Origin of the sequence: Photorhabdus heterorhabditis, assembly GCF_001280945.1 — a bacterium.
GTDB classification, from domain to species: Bacteria; Pseudomonadota; Gammaproteobacteria; order Enterobacterales; family Enterobacteriaceae; genus Photorhabdus; species Photorhabdus heterorhabditis.
Genome location: NZ_LJCS01000075.1, coordinates 1 through 17,526, shown reverse-complemented (window position 1 = coordinate 17,526; position 17,526 = coordinate 1). Strand labels below are relative to the sequence as shown.

Annotated in this window: 16 protein-coding genes and 1 tRNA gene; 11 read left to right on the top strand and 6 right to left on the bottom strand. The window is 42.2% G+C overall.

Translation table 11 applies throughout. The features are described 5' to 3' along the window. Positions 1-842 precede the first annotated feature (842 nt). The 4 genes from frdA to frdD are packed head-to-tail and all read left to right on the top strand — an operon-like array spanning position 843 to position 4,144. Entirely contained in the window at positions 843-2,639 is a 1,797-nt protein-coding gene (gene frdA, locus AM629_RS18440; RefSeq protein WP_054480905.1) for a fumarate reductase (quinol) flavoprotein subunit, read from the top strand. Then, positions 2,632-3,366: a succinate dehydrogenase/fumarate reductase iron-sulfur subunit gene (locus tag AM629_RS18435; protein WP_054480903.1), complete on the top strand. Its 735-nt coding sequence runs from the start codon at positions 2,632-2,634 to the stop codon at positions 3,364-3,366. Before frdA ends, AM629_RS18435 begins: the two co-directional genes overlap by 8 nt. Before the next feature lie 15 nt (positions 3,367-3,381). Next, a complete protein-coding gene (gene frdC, locus AM629_RS18430) occupies positions 3,382-3,774 on the top strand; it encodes a fumarate reductase subunit FrdC (protein WP_054480901.1) in 393 nt (130 codons plus the stop codon). A 16-nt stretch (positions 3,775-3,790) separates the two neighbouring features. After that, entirely contained in the window at positions 3,791-4,144 is a 354-nt protein-coding gene (gene frdD, locus AM629_RS18425; protein ID WP_054480899.1) for a fumarate reductase subunit FrdD, read from the top strand. A 289-nt stretch (positions 4,145-4,433) separates the two neighbouring features. Here the strand turns inward: frdD and sugE are convergent, their stop codons facing one another. Beyond that, positions 4,434-4,748: a quaternary ammonium compound efflux SMR transporter SugE gene (sugE, locus tag AM629_RS18420; RefSeq protein ID WP_054480897.1), complete on the bottom strand. Its 315-nt coding sequence runs from the start codon at positions 4,746-4,748 to the stop codon at positions 4,434-4,436. A gap of 240 nt (positions 4,749-4,988) precedes the next feature. Further along, entirely contained in the window at positions 4,989-5,555 is a 567-nt protein-coding gene (gene efp, locus AM629_RS18415; protein ID WP_054480895.1) for an elongation factor P, read from the bottom strand. A gap of 39 nt (positions 5,556-5,594) precedes the next feature. Here efp and epmB point away from each other — a divergent pair, with 39 nt between their 5' ends. Beyond that, positions 5,595-6,623: an EF-P beta-lysylation protein EpmB gene (gene epmB / locus AM629_RS18410; RefSeq protein ID WP_054480892.1), complete on the top strand. Its 1,029-nt coding sequence runs from the start codon at positions 5,595-5,597 to the stop codon at positions 6,621-6,623. 58 nt (positions 6,624-6,681) lie between these two features. Here epmB and AM629_RS18405 read toward each other — a convergent pair whose 3' ends face one another. From AM629_RS18405 to AM629_RS18390, 4 genes are all read right to left on the bottom strand, one after another. Further along, positions 6,682-7,023 (bottom strand): DUF4156 domain-containing protein, encoded by a 342-nt coding sequence (locus AM629_RS18405; RefSeq protein ID WP_054480890.1) that lies wholly within the window; start codon positions 7,021-7,023, stop codon positions 6,682-6,684. Positions 7,024-7,728: 705 nt separating this feature from the next. Further along, positions 7,729-9,375, bottom strand: coding sequence for a chaperonin GroEL (gene groL / locus AM629_RS18400; protein WP_054480888.1), 1,647 nt, complete (start codon positions 9,373-9,375; stop codon positions 7,729-7,731). Between the two features lie 63 nt (positions 9,376-9,438). Beyond that, positions 9,439-9,732, bottom strand: coding sequence for a co-chaperone GroES (locus AM629_RS18395; protein WP_054480886.1), 294 nt, complete (start codon positions 9,730-9,732; stop codon positions 9,439-9,441). 187 nt (positions 9,733-9,919) lie between these two features. Next, positions 9,920-10,408, bottom strand: a complete 489-nt coding sequence (locus AM629_RS18390) for an FxsA family protein (RefSeq protein ID WP_054480884.1) — start codon at positions 10,406-10,408, stop codon at positions 9,920-9,922. 380 nt (positions 10,409-10,788) lie between these two features. On the opposite strand from AM629_RS18390, the gene aspA reads away from it, so the two are divergent. The 6 genes from aspA to AM629_RS18360 all read left to right on the top strand — a co-directional run bounded on the left by aspA (position 10,789) and on the right by AM629_RS18360 (position 17,498). Further along, positions 10,789-12,213 (top strand): aspartate ammonia-lyase, encoded by a 1,425-nt coding sequence (aspA, locus tag AM629_RS18385; protein WP_054480882.1) that lies wholly within the window; start codon positions 10,789-10,791, stop codon positions 12,211-12,213. 322 nt (positions 12,214-12,535) lie between these two features. Continuing rightward, complete coding sequence (locus AM629_RS25345) at positions 12,536-12,991, top strand: AEC family transporter (RefSeq protein WP_149615964.1); 456 nt, start codon at positions 12,536-12,538, stop codon at positions 12,989-12,991. A gap of 496 nt (positions 12,992-13,487) precedes the next feature. Then, positions 13,488-14,789: an anaerobic C4-dicarboxylate transporter gene (locus AM629_RS18375; RefSeq protein ID WP_054480878.1), complete on the top strand. Its 1,302-nt coding sequence runs from the start codon at positions 13,488-13,490 to the stop codon at positions 14,787-14,789. Between the two features lie 179 nt (positions 14,790-14,968). Then, on the top strand, positions 14,969-16,705 hold the full coding sequence (locus tag AM629_RS18370) for a protein-disulfide reductase DsbD (protein ID WP_054480875.1): 1,737 nt from the start codon (positions 14,969-14,971) through the stop codon (positions 16,703-16,705). 16 nt (positions 16,706-16,721) lie between these two features. Next, the gene (gene dicD / locus AM629_RS18365; RefSeq protein WP_054480873.1) at positions 16,722-17,294 is read left to right on the top strand and encodes a division control transcriptional repressor DicD; all 573 of its coding nucleotides are present in this window, start codon (positions 16,722-16,724) and stop codon (positions 17,292-17,294) included. Positions 17,295-17,422: 128 nt separating this feature from the next. Beyond that, positions 17,423-17,498: transfer RNA gene (locus AM629_RS18360), tRNA-Phe, on the top strand. Positions 17,499-17,526 lie beyond the last annotated feature (28 nt).

Here is a 17,526-nt window from a genome sequence, read left to right as displayed (position 1 = left end):
ATCTTTATCTTTATCTTTATCTTTATCTTTATCTTTATCTTACAGCTTCAAGATAAATAATCACAGATATTCCCTCTCTGCTCATAACTTTTTAATCTTAAATTCAGAATAATAATTAACAATCAATAAAAACAACTATAAAATATAATTAATAATTTTAACAACCATCCTGAATTAACTAATTAAAATAACTGATTATTTATTTTATATATTTAGTTGACAATCATATTATTTTAAAAATACTACTTTCGAATATCATTAAACTTTCATAGTATTATATCATCAAATCAATTAATACTCCCTCTCTAGGTTATCACTCTACAACCCAATTCTGGATAATAGAATCAATTAAAATATCTAAACAATTAATCCTTAAGATGAATGCAAAGAAAAAAGGGCCAATTTTTGTTTTAGATCAATATATACCTTATGGATTTCAAGATGGATCGCGGCGGCAAGAGAACGCATCCCCAGGAGCATAGATAACGATGTGACTGGGGTAAGTGAACGCAGCCAACAAAGCAGCAGCTTGAAAGATGAAAGGTATAGATAACGATGTGACCGGGGTGAGTGAGTGCCGCCAACCAAGAGGCAACTTGAAAGATAACGGGTATATTCATAATCAAATCCAACAAAACCCCCTTTCATATCAAATTTCCCCCATTTGCAATTCGCTATACTTAATCCCAGACAAAAAAGTAACAAATAACTATCCTTAATCGTCAAAGCACAGATTTTATCTACAGAATCCTGCCATATGATAAACAATAACAACAACATTTATGGATAGTTATAACGCTTTTGATTACTGACTCATTTCACTTGAACAATGGAGAAGCACAGTGCAAACCTTTAATGCCGATCTCGCTATTATCGGAGCCGGGGGCGCAGGTCTACGGGCGGCAATTGCCGCCGCTGAGGCCAATCCTCAAATGAAGATTGCTTTGATCTCAAAAGTCTACCCAATGCGTAGCCACACGGTGGCAGCAGAAGGCGGATCAGCCGCAGTCACTCAAGCTCACGACTCCTATGATTTCCATTTCAATGACACGGTATCCGGTGGTGACTGGCTGTGTGAACAAGATGTCGTTGAATACTTTGTCGAACATTGCCCGACAGAAATGATCCAACTGGAGCAATGGGGCTGCCCATGGAGCCGTAGAGAAGATGGTTCCGTCAACGTGCGTCGTTTCGGTGGTATGAAGATAGAACGTACCTGGTTTGCGGCGGATAAAACTGGCTTCCATATGCTACATACCCTATTCCAGACCTCTCTTAAGTACCCGCAGATTCAACGTTTTGACGAACATTTTGTCCTCGACATCCTAGTAGATGAAGGACAAGCTCGTGGCTTAGTTGCACTAAATATGATGGAAGGCACCAAAATTCAAATCCGGGCCAATGCCGTTATTATGGCAACCGGTGGGGCAGGTCGCGTATACCGTTACAATACTAACGGCGGTATCGTGACTGGTGATGGCATGGGCATGGCATTCCGTCATGGTGTACCACTACGTGATATGGAATTTGTTCAGTACCATCCAACCGGCCTGCCAGGTTCCGGTATCCTAATGACAGAAGGTTGTCGTGGTGAAGGTGGAATTCTGGTCAACAAAGATGGCTACCGCTATTTACAAGATTATGGCCTCGGCCCTGAAACTCCATTAGGCAAACCTGAAAACAAATATATGGAACTAGGTCCCCGTGACAAAGTTTCTCAAGCTTTTTGGCATGAATGGCGTGCCGGTCGTACAATTTCGACTCAACGTGGCGATGTGGTTTATCTGGATCTACGCCATCTAGGTGAGAAGAAATTACTTGAGCGCCTGCCCTTTATTTGTGAACTGGCAAAAGCGTATGTTGGCGTTGATCCGGTGAAAGAACCCATTCCGGTTCGCCCTACCGCACATTACACCATGGGCGGTATCGAAACTGACCAGAAGTGTGAAACCCGTATTAAAGGACTGTTTGCTGTTGGCGAATGTTCTTCTGTTGGTCTACATGGTGCAAACCGCCTTGGTTCCAACTCTTTGGCTGAACTAGTGGTCTTTGGCCGTCTGGCGGGTGAAGAAGCCGTGAAACACGCTCAGCAGGCAACGTCGGCTAACAATCATGCACTGGATACTCAAGCACATGATGTCATAGCGCGTCTTAACAATCTGCTAAAACAAAAAGGTACTGAAAGTTGGTCTAAGATCCGCAATGAATTGGGGCTTTCTATGGAAGAAGGCTGCGGTATCTACCGTACCCCTGAATTAATGCAGAAAACTGTTGATAAGATTGCCGAGCTAAAAGATCGCTTTAAACACGTTCAGATTACTGATAACACCAGTGTATTCAACACTGATCTGCTATATACCATTGAACTTGGTTTCGGTCTGGAAGTCGCCGAATGTATGATTCACTCTGCAATCAACCGAAAAGAATCCCGTGGTGCACATCAACGTCTGGATGAAGGTTGTACCGAACGTGATGATGAAAACTTCCTGAAACATACGTTGGCTTTCTATAAGCCTGACAGCACACCTGGCCTAAAATATAGCAACGTAAAAATTACCAAATCTACTCCAGCAAAACGCGTGTACGGCGGTGAAGCCGCAGCACAAGAGAAAGAGCATAAGGAGCAGGCGAATGGCTGATATGAAAACCCTGAGAATGGAGGTCATGCGCTATAACCCGGAAAGTGACCATGAGCCCCATTTTATAACCTATGAAGTTCCTTACGATGATCAAACCTCCCTGCTTGATGCGTTAGGTTACATTAAAGACAATCTGGCTCCCGACCTCTCTTACCGCTGGTCCTGCCGTATGGCTATCTGTGGCTCTTGCGGTATGATGGTTGAGCGTGTGCCCAAATTGGCCTGTAAAACCTTCCTACGTGATTATCCACAGGGCATGAAAATTGAAGCATTGGCTAACTTCCCTATTGAGCGTGATTTGGTCGTTGATATGACTCACTTCATTGAAAGCCTGGAAGCCATCAAGCCATACATCATCGGAAACGACCGTAAACCGTCTGAAGGTCCGAATATTCAAACTCCAGCACAGATGGAAAAATACCATCAGTTTTCCGGCTGTATCAACTGCGGCTTGTGCTATGCCGCTTGCCCTCAATTTGGTTTGAACCCTGAATTTATCGGCCCAGCGGCGATCACTCTGGCTCATCGTTACAATCTTGACAATCGTGACCGCGGTAAGAAAGAGCGTATGCCGCAACTTAACAGCCAAAATGGCGTATGGAGCTGTACTTTCGTTGGCTATTGTTCTGAAGTTTGCCCGAAACATGTCGATCCGGCCGCTGCAATTCAACAAGGCAAGATCGAAAGTGCTAAAGACTTCATGATCGCCATGCTGAAACCACAGTAAGGGGAGAAATATACAATGATGACCAAACGTAAACCTTATGTTCGCAGTATGGCTCCCAACTGGTGGCAAAAACTGGGCTTTTACCGCTTCTATATTCTCCGTGAAAGTACTGCGGTTACTACGGTGTGGTTCAGTATCTTATTGATATACGGTGTATTCGCTCTGAAAGGTGGCACACAGAGCTGGGATGGATTTGTCGCATTCCTGCAAAATCCCGTGATCTTACTGATTAACCTCATCACTCTACTGGGCGCTCTACTGCATACCAAAACTTGGTTTGAACTGGCACCCAAAGCAGCTAACGTAGTGATAAAAGGTGAAAAGATGGGGCCTGAACCTGTGATCAAGCTGCTATGGACTATTACCATTATCGTCACCGCTATCATCTTAGGCATAGCCTTACTTTAATCCCAGGGAGGATCTGATGAATCAAATACCTAAACGTTCCGATGAACCGATTTTCTGGGGATTATTTGGTGCTGGCGGTATGTGGGGCGCAATTGTAACCCCAGCCATTATTTTACTGATAGCAATCCTTTTACCATTGGGAATAGCACCAACAGCATTAAGCTATGAGCGAATCCTGATCTTCTGCCAGAGCTTCATTGGCCGTGCTTTCTTATTGCTGATGATCATTCTGCCGCTATGGTGCGGTTTACATCGTATCCACCACGGTATGCATGACTTGAAAATTCATATCCCTGCGGGTAAATGGGTCTTCTACGGCATGGCAGCAATTCTGAGTGTTATTGCTACTATCGGGGTTTTCACACTGTAATCGAACTGTAATGAGTTAAAGGCCAATCAACCCCGGCCTTTAACTTATCAGTACCTTTTCAGATCTATACCCAATGGATTTCAAGATGGATCGCGACGGCAAGTGAACGCCCCCCTAGGAGCATAGATAACTATGTGACTGGGGTAAGTAAACGCAGCCAACAAAGCAGCAGCTTGAAAGATAACGGGTATATATCCTTTACTTTAAGTGACTTTCATATGTGAAGGCTCTTAGGCTACCATCCGAGATTATTTACTCTTCACCCAAGCCTTTGGAGTGCAGTTTAAAATTAACTGGTCAATTTCAGACCAATAATACCAGAAACAATCAGAACGAGGCTCAATATTCTGGCGATACTCGCAGATTCACCCAACACGATGATGCCAAAAATGGCAGTACCCACTGCGCCTATTCCAGTCCACACGGCATAGGCTGTACCTACAGGTAATCCCCTCATTGCATACGCAAGCAATCCCATACTAAGCGCTATAGCACTGACTGTCATAAGACTTGGCATTAAGCGAGTGAAACCATGCGTGTATTTCAGACCTACCGCCCAGACGATTTCAAATAAACCAGCAATAACAAGAATAAACCAGGACATATCAACGTCCCCTAGAGTTGCGAGGTCGTCCCCAAGAAACGGCAGTATACCTAGGTCGTCCTAGATAACCATTAGAAGTGAAAGCAGATTATAATTGCGTAAAATCACGGTATCAATAGCGCGATTTTACGATAATCCAGAGATATAAAGCTTATCCCTTACACATTGCTCATCAATTAAGAAAAACCGCAGCCTGTTGCCAAAACTGCGGTTTTTACTAAATCCCGTTGCCGTCAACGGTTATTTCACACGGGAAACGTATTCACCAGAACGGGTATCTACTTTGATCACTTCGCCGATTTGTACGAACAGAGGTACTTTAACCACAGCGCCAGTACTCAGAGTTGCGGGTTTACCACCTGTACCAGCAGTGTCACCTTTCAAACCTGGATCGGTATCAGTGATTTCCAATTCAACAAAGTTTGGTGGAGTTACAGAGATAGGCTGACCATTCCACAGCGTCAGGATACATTCCGCCTGTTCAACCAACCATTTCGCGTTTTCGCCAACTGCTTTTTCATCAGCAGCTAACTGCTCAAAGGTTTCGTTGTTCATGAAGTGCCAGAACTCACCATCGTTATACAGGTAAGCTAGGTTCATATCCATCACATCAGCAGATTCTACAGAGTCAGTAGATTTGAAAGTTTTTTCTAACAGTTTACCGGAAATTAGCTTGCGGATACGAACGCGGGCAAACGCCTGGCCTTTACCCGGCTTTACGAATTCACTCTCAAGGATAGCGCACGGCTCGCCATCTAACATGATTTTAAGACCTGAACGGAATTCATTGGTACTATAAGTAGCCATGGAGACCCTCTAATTTAAACAAAATGGCTTAGCCAAAAAATGGCGCACATTATAACCCCAAAGATCGTCATCAGAGAAGACTGGTTGAAACAACTTACAGATGTTATTACTGATCCTGATGAATTATTACAATTATTATCTTTACATGAACACCCGGAGTTGACCAAAGGAAGCCGCGCACGTCGCCTGTTTCCACTACGGGTACCCAGAGCTTTTGCTGCCCGTATGCAAGCAGGCGATCCTTATGATCCACTGTTACTACAAGTCATAACAGCAGCGGAAGAGTTCAACATTGCACCCAGTTTTTCTACCGATCCTCTGGATGAACAACGCAGTGCTGTTCCCGGTTTGTTACATAAATACCGTAACCGCGCATTATTGCTGGTTAAAGGAGGATGCGCGGTTAACTGCCGTTATTGTTTCCGTCGTCATTTCCCATATGAGGATAACAAAGGTAATAAACGCAACTGGCAGCAAGCATTAAATTACATTCAACAACATCCTGAGCTTGATGAGATCATTTTCTCTGGCGGCGATCCATTAATGGCAAAAGATCACGAACTGGATTGGCTGATCAGCAACCTGGAAAAGATTTCTCATATCAAACGACTGCGTATTCACACCCGTCTACCCGTGGTTATTCCTGCTCGGATCACAACTACGCTTTGCAATCGGCTGGCCCAATCAAGATTACAGGTGATCATGGTGACACACATCAATCATGCTAATGAAATCGATCAATCTTTACGAAACAGCATGATGTTACTGAAACGCGCAGGCATTACGTTACTGAACCAAAGTGTGCTATTACGTGGTGTCAATAATCATTCTGATACGCTAGCTGATCTGAGCAACGCTCTATTTGATGCAGGAATTTTGCCTTACTACATTCATGTACTCGATAAAGTGCAAGGTGCCGCTCACTTTATGGTAAGTGATGAGGAAGCCAGAGAAATTATCCGGGAATTACTGACAAAAGTTTCAGGTTACTTAGTGCCACGCCTAGCGAGAGAAATCGGTGGAGAATCGAGTAAAACACCATTAGATTTGGGATTAAAGCAAAAGTGACAAAAACTCATGCCCGGGTACTTTCTTACCGGGCATGCCATTCAAAACCTGAATACCATTACTGACATTTATAAACTTGACCAACCATTTTACTGTCTAATGGAGCAAAGCTTGATAATAGACTTTCACTTGGGCTGGTTACACCATAAATCACATTTCCGCCCATAGCTGCGGCTTTATTACGCAAATCATTAGCTGCACCGCGCATTGAGCTGCTTTCATTACTTACACCAATCCAGTTACTTTGAATGCCTGTCACTTCACCTAATAACTGACACTCGCTGCCTGGCTTAGTATCAACAAAACGAATCTGTGAGCCACTGGAAGTTAATTGGTTAGTGGCGGTACATCCTGCTAACAGTAACAATGCTGAAGCACTGAACAAAACTTTAATTCGCATGTTTTCCCTCATTTATTGTTGAAAATTCGACAATTAATCATCAATATACCTTGTTACACACCAATATCGCAAAGCAAATAATTTATAACTGAATCCTTGCAATGAAATATTCGGGCTAAAAGCTTTTTATATCAGGACAAATTCAGTAAAAATAGAGAAAAATAGCTAAATAAATAACATGAAAAACTTCAAAGTTGATGTTACAAAAACTGGCTTATTAAAGATAACATAAAAGATTTTATCAATTACAACAAAAAAATGAATAAAAAAGATAATATTAGAACGACATAAAAATATAATAATATACTATGATAATAACTGATGACTTTTTAGATAGTTAGCATAAGAATAATCTTGATTTAACAATCTATTACCTATATATCCGCAAGGAATTATTATTTCCTTTTTTTATTATCTGGTGGCAAAAACACAAAAACTCCAGTGGAGAGAAATAAATATACCACATCTAGCATAAATAAAAATTCCGAAATATATCCATTAATCATCACTCTGAATTTTGATTTATCCCCAATATACCCAATAGATTTCAAGTTGCAGGGCGGCGGCAAGTGAACGCAGCCAACAAAACAACAACTTTAAAGATGAAGGGTATACACATAAATATAAAAAAAACGGGCAGATTACTCCGCCCGTCTGATATTCATATCGCGTATTGAGGGTTCAATACCGGCGACTGAACGGCTATTACATCATGCCGCCCATTCCACCCATGCCACCCATACCGCCTGCTCCACCTAAATCAGCTTTGTCATCTTTAGGCAGGTCAGTCACCATACACTCAGTGGTGATCATCAGGCCAGCAATAGATGCTGCGAATTGCAGTGCAGAACGGGTTACTTTGGTTGGGTCCAGAATACCCATTTCGATCATATTGCCATACTGTTCAGTAGTCGCGTTATAACCGTAGTTGCCTTCACCTGCTTTCACCTTGTTTGCAACAACTGAAGGTTCTTCGCCTGCGTTGTCAACGATCTGACGCAGAGGTGCTTCCATTGCGCGCATTGCAACACGGATACCTACGTTTTGATCTTGGTTGTCGCCTTTTAGACTAGCAATAGCAGCTGCAACACGAACCAGTGCCACACCACCACCAGCGACCACGCCTTCTTCTACCGCAGCGCGGGTTGCATGCAGGGCATCGTCAACACGGGCACGTTTTTCTTTCATTTCAACTTCTGTTGCAGCACCAACTTTAATAACAGCAACACCGCCAGCCAGCTTAGCTACGCGTTCTTGCAGTTTTTCACGATCGTAATCAGAAGTAGATTCTTGGATCTGCTGACGAATCTGAGAAACACGGCCATCGATTCCAACTTTGTCACCAACACCATCAATAATAGTTGTAGTGTCTTTGTTGATAACAACACGTTTTGCCTGACCCAGATCTTCCAGAGTTGCTTTTTCCAGTTCCAGACCGATCTCTTCAGAGATAACGATACCGCCAGTCAGAACAGCGATATCTTGCAACATAGCCTTGCGGCGGTCACCGAAACCAGGAGCTTTAACCGCTGCAACTTTCACGATGCCACGCATGGTATTAACAACCAGAGTTGCCAATGCTTCACCTTCAACATCTTCAGCAATGATCAGCAGAGGCTTGCTTGCTTTAGCAACACCTTCCAGAACTGGCAACAGTTCACGGATGTTGGAGATTTTTTTATCTACCAGCAGAATAAATGGGTTTTCTAATTCAACAGAACCAGTTTCTGGTTTGTTGATGAAATAAGGAGAGAGGTAACCACGGTCGAACTGCATACCTTCAACGACATCCAGTTCATCTTCCAGGCCAGTACCTTCTTCAACGGTGATTACACCTTCTTTACCGACTTTGTCCATCGCTTCTGCGATCAACTTACCTACAGTTTCGTCGGAATTGGCGGAGATAGTACCTACCTGAGCAATAGCGGTGGAATCTAAGCAAGGTTCAGACAGCTTTTTCAGTTCTTCAACGGCTGCAACCACAGCTTTATCAATACCACGTTTCAGATCCATTGGGTTCATGCCAGCGGCTACGGCTTTCAGACCTTCAGTAACAATAGATTGAGCCAATACAGTTGCAGTCGTTGTACCGTCACCCGCAGCATCATTTGCTTTAGAGGCAACTTCTTTCACCATCTGAGCGCCCATATTTTCGAACTTATCTTCCAGTTCAATTTCACGAGCAACTGAAACGCCATCTTTAGTGATTGCAGGAGCACCAAAAGATTTATCCAGAATAACGTTACGGCCTTTAGGACCCAAGGTTACTTTTACTGCATCAGCAAGAACATTCACACCACGTAGCATCTTAACGCGAGCATCGCTACCAAATTTTACGTCTTTAGCTGCCATTGTTTCTTTCCTTTAAATTCGTTCAGTTAAGAAGATCTAAGCGCAACACTTACGCTTCAACAATTACTCTTCAACAATTGCCAAAATGTCGCTTTCAGACATGATCAATACTTCTTCGTTATCGATCTTCTCTGACTTAACACCATAACCTTCGTTAAAAATAACGATATCCCCAACTTTCACACTCAGCGCTTTTACGTCACCGCTGTCAAGGATGCGGCCATTGCCTACAGCCAAAACTTCACCACGAGTAGATTTGCCCGCAGCCGCGCCAGTCAGCACAATACCGCCAGCAGATTTTGATTCAACTTCTTTACGCTTGACGATTACACGATCATGCAATGGACGAATATTCATTGATAGCTCTCCTATAAGAAAGTCCATATCAGGTAAGAGGATTGATACTAGTATGCTTTCACGAACCAGTATCATAATAAATTAAATGGGGACTTATTTATGACACTTCAAGGGCAGGCAAGAAAAATATTTTATTCTTTTCTTACCCGCAGAAAAAACCCCTGTGATTAGAAAAAATACTTTCTTATCAACGAGGTTTATGTTCATCATCATCACGTTTATGGTCGTTCAATGTATGGGAGGAATCATCTTGCTTGCGCTCGTATTCCCCTTCAAAGGTGTTACCGCCCTGTTTGAACCCATTTCTATTATGAGGACGATAGAAATTAATATGTGGCATCAGTTTCATCACCAGCGTTTTCTGAACAGGAGGCAGTAACAACAGCAACCCGAGGAAATCAGTAAAAAAACCAGGAAGCAGTAGCAGAAAACCGGCCAGTACAAGAGACACACTCTTTATCATTTCTACCGCAGGGCTTTCTCCGGCAACTAATTTCTGCTGGAGCTGAATAAAGTTCTTTACTCCCTGATTACGTACCAAAGAGATACCGACACAGGAAGTAAACAACACCAGTAACAGAGTTAGCAATACCCCTAATTCAGATGCGACACGTACAAATAAAGTTGACTCAATATAGATAAGTAAAAATATCAGGATAAATGGCAACCAACGCACTTGATTCTCCTTCAATTGATTTAGCTGGAGAGGTTGTATCCTGAATAAATCATATCAACAAGATCCAAGGGACAACCAAATTAGCATTTTTTTCAGTTTATAGAGATTAGTAATTGGGATCATAACTATCATTTTCAATCCTATGAAGATTTTACGGATTAGGCATACAATTGTGATTTACATCACATATATAGAATCATGTTCAGCAAATTACCACTATAAAGTGATCCAGATTCAATGCATTTATTGCTAACCAGCATATGATCACGCCAGCAATCTGGTGATGAAGAATTCATATCACAACTATTGCTGTTGGCAACATAATTATTTAACAAACGCATAATTAGACAGTAAAAACGTCATCTAATAAGAAGGTTCTCATGTCAAACAACATTCGTATCGAAGAAGACCTGTTAGGTAAACGAGAAGTTCCTGCTGAAGCCTATTACGGTGTTCATACCTTACGTGCGATTGAAAACTTCTACATCAGTAACAACACTATTAATGATGTACCAGAATTTATCCGTGGCATGGTGATGGTAAAAAAAGCGGCGGCTTTAGCTAACAAAGAATTGCAAACCATCCCCAAAAAAATTGCCGATATCATTGTCAAAGCATGTGATGAAGTGCTCAATGCGGGTAAATGCATGGACCAGTTCCCGGTTGATGTGTTTCAGGGGGGGGCTGGTACTTCACTCAATATGAACACTAACGAGGTTCTGGCAAACATCGGCTTGGAACTATTAGGCCACAAAAAGGGTGAATATGAATACCTCAACCCAAATGACCATCTGAATAAAAGTCAGTCAACTAACGATGCCTACCCAACCGGTTTTCGTATTGCTGTTTATAACTCGATCCTGAAACTAATTGAGTCTCTTGAACTGCTCATCGCTGGCTTCAATAAAAAAGCCAAAGAATTTGATGACATTCTGAAAATGGGTCGTACCCAGTTACAGGATGCTGTACCTATGACGCTAGGACAAGAATTCAACGCATTCTCCATCCTGCTGAAAGAAGAAGTTAAAAATCTGAGCCGGACTTCTCAACTGTTGTTAGAAGTTAACCTTGGTGCTACCGCTATCGGTACCGGTCTTAATACTGCACCAGGCTATCAGAAACTGGCAGTTGAAAAACTGGCTGAAGTCTCCGGGCTGCCTTGCATACCCGCTGAAGATCTGATTGAAGCAACCTCTGACTGTGGTGCTTATGTCATGGTTCACGGCGCTTTGAAGCGCCTAGCGGTTAAACTGTCTAAAATTTGTAATGACCTGCGTTTGCTCTCTTCCGGTCCTCGTGCTGGCCTGAACGAAATCAACTTGCCAGAATTGCAAGCCGGTTCTTCTATCATGCCAGCAAAAGTTAACCCTGTTATTCCAGAAGTTGTGAATCAAGTTTGTTTCAAAGTCATTGGTAACGATATTTGTGTCACTATGGCATCTGAAGCAGGCCAGTTACAATTAAACGTGATGGAGCCTGCTATCGGTCAGGCCATGTTTGAATCTATCTCCCTGCTAAGTAATGCCTGCCGCAACCTAGTAGAAAAATGCGTTAGTGGTATCACAGCTAACAAAGAGGTTTGCGAAAACTTCGTATTCAACTCAATCGGTATCGTCACTTATCTGAACCCATTCATCGGTCACCACAATGGTGACATCGTCGGTAGGATCTGTGCTGAAACCGGTAAAAGTGTTCGTGACGTCGTACTAGAACGTGGTCTACTGACCAACGCTGAGTTAGATGACATCTTCTCTGTAGAAAACCTGAAACGCCCAGCTTATAAAGCAAAACGTTTTGACGATTAATTGTTGAATATCATAAAAAAATAGCTATTAGCAATAAGGCACGCAACTCAACTAGATAGCGTGCCTTTTTATTTCCCTACATGTAAAAATACAAAGTACTAACCTAAGATTTTCAGTTTATTATTTATTATGATAGGTAGATTCACTATATACCCAAAATAAATTTCAATTTGCAGCGCGGCGGCAAGTGAACGCATCCCCAGGAGCATAGATAACGATGTGACTGGGGTAAGTGAACGCAGCCAACAAAGCAGCAACTTGAAAGATGAAGGGTATAGGTTATTTTATTACTGCCAAAGGACATTTCACCACCAAGTAAAGCATAGCGAAAATCATAAAATTACCCATTATTTACGCAGCCATATTAGGAATTGTATTAAAAAGTAGTAGCACAACACTACATCCAATATTCGTATCTACACTAGATAACTTTAAAGACGCTTATAGCATTCTAGGCATGATGGTTAATGGAATAATCCTATCTTCTATTTACAAAATGAAAATTGATTGGAAATTTTCGTTTTTTACATCGTTATGGAAACACCTTATCTACCCTATTCTTGGGCTATGCTTTTTCCATTACATAGCTAATACACCCCATGATGTATTGGTTGTTATCACTTTCATGCTATCCACTCCTATGGCCGATAATATAGCTATTATCGCAAACAATCTAAATGTCCATCCTGAAAAAGCAGCGCTTTCAGTGATGTTAAGCACAGCGCTTACTATTGTTACTGTGCCCCTTGCAATAGTGATGATTAACCAGGAAACATAAAAATTACTGATAATAGCAATGGTTGGTAACGACCCCAATTTATTGATAATGATGGATGACCAAATACCAGCCAATAATGTTGTCGTAAATTTCTTCTAATTTTGAGAAGTAAATCATTCTGCAAAACCATTTAAGGTACTTTCATCGATTCAGATTATATCGTGCAATTCATTGTGAGTATTCCTATAATAATGGTACTAATTTATTGTAATATTTGCGTTAAGACTAGTAAAAATGCAAGAAAAATTGTGGTAGAACATAGTTTACTAAGTGAAGCTCAGTTAGATTATATCTTTTCAGTAGAAAATCTGAAGCAATTAGCGTATAAAGCGAAACGTTTTTATGACTAATAAAATATTCATAACAATAAATAGATCTTAATAATTAAAGCACGCAACTCCAACTGGATAGCGTGCCTTTTTACTTCCCTACACGCACAAAATATTAACCTAAAATTTTCAAATCTTTAATTATCTTAACTTAAGGAGTAAATATTATGTTAGCCGTAGAATTGATTATCGTTCTGCTGGCCATCTTCCTTGGTGCAAAATTAGGGGGGATCGGCATTGGGTTTGCCGGTGGTCTTGGCGTTCTAGTGCTGTCAGCAATGGGGGTTACACCAGGGCATATTCCATTTGATGTTATTTCCATCATTATGGCAGTTATCGCCGCAATCTCTGCAATGCAAGTTGCTGGTGGTCTGGATTATCTGGTTCAACAAACCGAAAAACTTTTACGCAAGAATCCAAAGTACATCACTATCCTTGCCCCCATTGTTACCTATTTCCTAACGCTGTTTGCTGGTACAGGTAATATCTCTCTGTCAGCACTGCCTGTTATTGCTGAAGTTGCAAAAGAGCAAGGCATTAAACCATGCCGCCCACTTTCCACCGCAGTTGTAGCAGCCCAAATTGGTATTACCGCCTCACCTATTTCCGCGGCAGTCGTTTATATGTCCTCTCTGATGGAAGGCCACGGCGTCAGCTATATCCACCTGCTGATGGTTCTGTTGCCATCGACTTTTGCTGCTATCGTTCTGATGTCCTTTATTATCTCCTGGGTATTTAATTCCAAACTATCTGACGACCCTGTTTATCTGAAACGTCTGCAAGAAAACCTGGTCACTCTGCGCGGCAGCAAACAGATTGAAGTTAAACCAAGAGCCAAAGCTTCTGTTCTGCTGTTCCTGTTAGGCGTTATTGGTGTTGTTATTTACGCTATCGTCAACAGCCCAAGTATCGGTCTGGTTGAAACACCACTGATGAGCACCACCAACGCCATTCTGATTATCATGCTGAGTGTAGCAACTATCACTACTATGTTTTGTTCAGTTGATACTGATGCCATCCTCAATTCCAGCACTTTTAAAGCAGGTATGAGCGCATGTATCTGTATTCTGGGTGTTGCATGGCTAGGTGATACTTTTGTACAAGCAAATATTGATTGGATTAAAGACACAGCTGGTGGCTTAATCCAATCTCAGCCTTGGTTACTGGCCGTCATCTTCTTCTTCTGTTCTGCCCTGCTCTATTCCCAAGCAGCAACAGCAAAAGCACTGATGCCGATGGCGCTGGCTCTGAACGTTACACCACTGACCGCAATCGCTTCTTTCTCTGCGGTTTCCGGGTTATTCATTTTGCCTACTTATCCAACGCTGGTTGCTGCGGTTCAGATGGATGACACCGGAACTACCCGTATCGGCCGTTTCGTATTTAACCATCCGTTCTTTATCCCTGGCACCATTGGAGTTGCTCTGGCGGTTGCTTTCGGCTTCTTATTCGGCGGTATAATCCTCTAATTCTGCCAACAACAGCTCAATTCAGGGACGTATACCGTCCCTGCAATTTTCCGCTAAAAGATATGTTTTCTCTGCAATTCTTTAATTATTGCTCCAATCTTAACCAGAACACTTTCTGGTCTGACAACCATCAGTTATAGTGCTAAATCTGTTTCATTCCATTAGCGATCGTTACCTTTATGATTAAACATACTTTTATGCTGTTTTTGCTATTTTGCAGCACTCTCTTTACACCATTGACAGTCAATGCGTTATTTGAACAACCGGGGCAAAACCTGTATTTGCCGGCAGATCAAGCCTTCATGTTTGATTTTCAGCAAAAAGGCGACAAACTAACATTAAACTGGCAAATCAAACCGGGCTATTACCTTTACCGCAAACAATTTCGTGTCGAGCCACAACAAGCCACACTAGGTAAAATCACCCTGCCACAAGGTACCGCTCATCAAGATGAATTCTTTGGCGAAACCGAAGTTTATTTCCAGCAACTGGCTATCAATGTTCCTATTACAGAAGCAAATGATAAATCCAATATTGTTGTCACTTATCAAGGCTGCGCAGCAGCGGGATACTGCTATCCACCTGAAACCCGTCTTGTTCCATTGAATGCAGTTATTCCATCAGAAACAGCCAACGTAATACAAACTGAACCTGTTCAGAAAACATCAGAAAGCACATCAAATGATCAACAAAATCAACAAAATTTACCTTTTTCACCACTCTGGGCAATTTTAATTGGTATCGGTATCGCCTTTACACCTTGTGTATTGCCAATGTACCCACTGATCTCCAGCATTATTCTTGGCAGCCAGCACCCTAAAAACCTGAAACAGATCTTTTGGTTAGCACTAAGCTATGTTCAAGGAATGGCAATCACTTACACCTTGCTTGGGCTGATTGTCGCAGCAGCGGGTCTACAGTTTCAGGCTGCACTACAACATCCATATGTACTAATAGGTTTGTCAGTATTGTTTATTCTGCTGGCACTATCGATGTTCGGCCTTTATTCTCTGCAACTGCCTTCCTCTGTTCAGACCCGCCTGGTCAACTGGAGTAATCAACAAAAAAGCGGCTCATTCTTCGGTGTCTTCGCAATGGGTGCATTAGCAGGATTAATTTGTTCTCCTTGCACTACCGCTCCTTTAAGCGCCATTCTGCTCTACATTGCTCAAAGTGGTAATACAGTGGCAGGTGGCATAACCCTTTACCTCTATGCTTTAGGTATGGGATTACCGCTCATTGCTATCACCATGTTTGGTCATAAACTCCTACCACGCAGCGGTCCTTGGATGCAGTATGTTAAAGAAGCTTTTGGCTTCATTATTCTTGCATTACCTGTTTTCCTATTGGAAAGAGTTATCGGAGATACATGGGGAATACGGTTATGGAGCCTGCTGGCAATCTGCTTCCTGGGATGGGGATTTGCTCTGACACTCAGAAGTCAAAATGGCTGGATCAGAGTCATGCAACTGATATTATTAATTCTAATGCTGATAGCTAGCCGCCCCTTGCAAGATTGGTTTTGGAATACATCGGTTACACAACAGCCACAACATAGCCTCAATTTCCGCCAGATAAATAACTGGCAAGAATTCGAACATATAATGGCACAAAACAGCCATAAAACCATTATGCTTGATTTTTATGCTGACTGGTGTGTCGCCTGTAAGGAGTTTGAAAAATATACTTTCAGCGATCCGCAAGTTCAATCACAGCTGAGTGATACCCTACTGTTACAGGCTAATGTCACGAATAACAGCCCGCAACAAAAACAACTATTGGAAACATTCAGTGTACGAGGATTACCCACTATTCTATTTTTTGACTCTCAGGGAAAAGAGATCCCTGATTCACGGATAAACGGCTTTATGAATGCAACCCGCTTTAATGAGCATTTGCAGCATCTACAAAAATGATCTGAAGGAGAACACCGTGCAACGAGAGCAAATTCTTAGTCACGTCTTAACTTTGCTGGAGCAACATGGCTTATCCGCCACCACTGAAACGCTTCTTGGCTCACTTAACATGGACATTGAGTATCTAAAGCAGTTCTGGCCCGATCGGGAAGCACTACTTTATGACTGTCTACGTTATCACGGTCAACAAATCGATGTCTGGCAACGACAAATGTTACTGGATGAAATTCTGACGCCAGAACAAAAACTGTTAGCTCGCTATACAGCGCTTGATGAAAAAGTAAAAGAGAAACGTTATCCGGGTTGTTTATTTATCGCGGCCTGTAGTGCATTTCCTAAACCTGACCACCCTATTCATCAATTAGCGGAATTACAGAAACAAAGTTCCTCCCGTTATACCATCGAGCTATTGCAGCAACTGGATATCGAAGATGGCGAACAGGTTGCCAAACAGATGGAACTCATTCTGGAGGGTTGCCTGAGTAAGCTATTGGTCAAACGGGATATTAATGATATCGCCACAGCAAAACTGCTGGCAGAAGATGTTTTGAATATTGCCCAATGTCGCAAAAATGGCGCATTAAGTTAACAAAAATCAGCCTAAGATGAATAACCACACAAATGGCGGGCAAAAAGGAAGCAATCAACCGACTTTTATCATTTTTTATCAGAAAGACATTGACGACTTAGGCTGAATACGGTTTAATGCGCCCCGTTGCCCGGATAGCTCAGTCGGTAGAGCAGAGGATTGAAAATCCTCGTGTCGGTGGTTCGATTCCGCCTCCGGGCACCAATTCAAAGTGCGTTGATTGAGAGATAAA

Coding starts and splice junctions, on each gene's coding strand:
- AM629_RS18435 (WP_054480903.1), top strand. CDS start 2,632: ATGGCTGATATGAAAACCCTGAGAATGGAGGTCATGCGCTATAACCCG.
- frdC (WP_054480901.1), top strand. CDS start 3,382: ATGATGACCAAACGTAAACCTTATGTTCGCAGTATGGCTCCCAACTGG.
- frdD (WP_054480899.1), top strand. CDS start 3,791: ATGAATCAAATACCTAAACGTTCCGATGAACCGATTTTCTGGGGATTA.
- sugE (WP_054480897.1), bottom strand. CDS start 4,748: ATGTCCTGGTTTATTCTTGTTATTGCTGGTTTATTTGAAATCGTCTGG.
- efp (WP_054480895.1), bottom strand. CDS start 5,555: ATGGCTACTTATAGTACCAATGAATTCCGTTCAGGTCTTAAAATCATG.
- epmB (WP_054480892.1), top strand. CDS start 5,595: ATGGCGCACATTATAACCCCAAAGATCGTCATCAGAGAAGACTGGTTG.
- AM629_RS18405 (WP_054480890.1), bottom strand. CDS start 7,023: ATGCGAATTAAAGTTTTGTTCAGTGCTTCAGCATTGTTACTGTTAGCA.
- groL (WP_054480888.1), bottom strand. CDS start 9,375: ATGGCAGCTAAAGACGTAAAATTTGGTAGCGATGCTCGCGTTAAGATG.
- AM629_RS18395 (WP_054480886.1), bottom strand. CDS start 9,732: ATGAATATTCGTCCATTGCATGATCGTGTAATCGTCAAGCGTAAAGAA.
- aspA (WP_054480882.1), top strand. CDS start 10,789: ATGTCAAACAACATTCGTATCGAAGAAGACCTGTTAGGTAAACGAGAA.
- AM629_RS18375 (WP_054480878.1), top strand. CDS start 13,488: ATGTTAGCCGTAGAATTGATTATCGTTCTGCTGGCCATCTTCCTTGGT.
- AM629_RS18370 (WP_054480875.1), top strand. CDS start 14,969: ATGATTAAACATACTTTTATGCTGTTTTTGCTATTTTGCAGCACTCTC.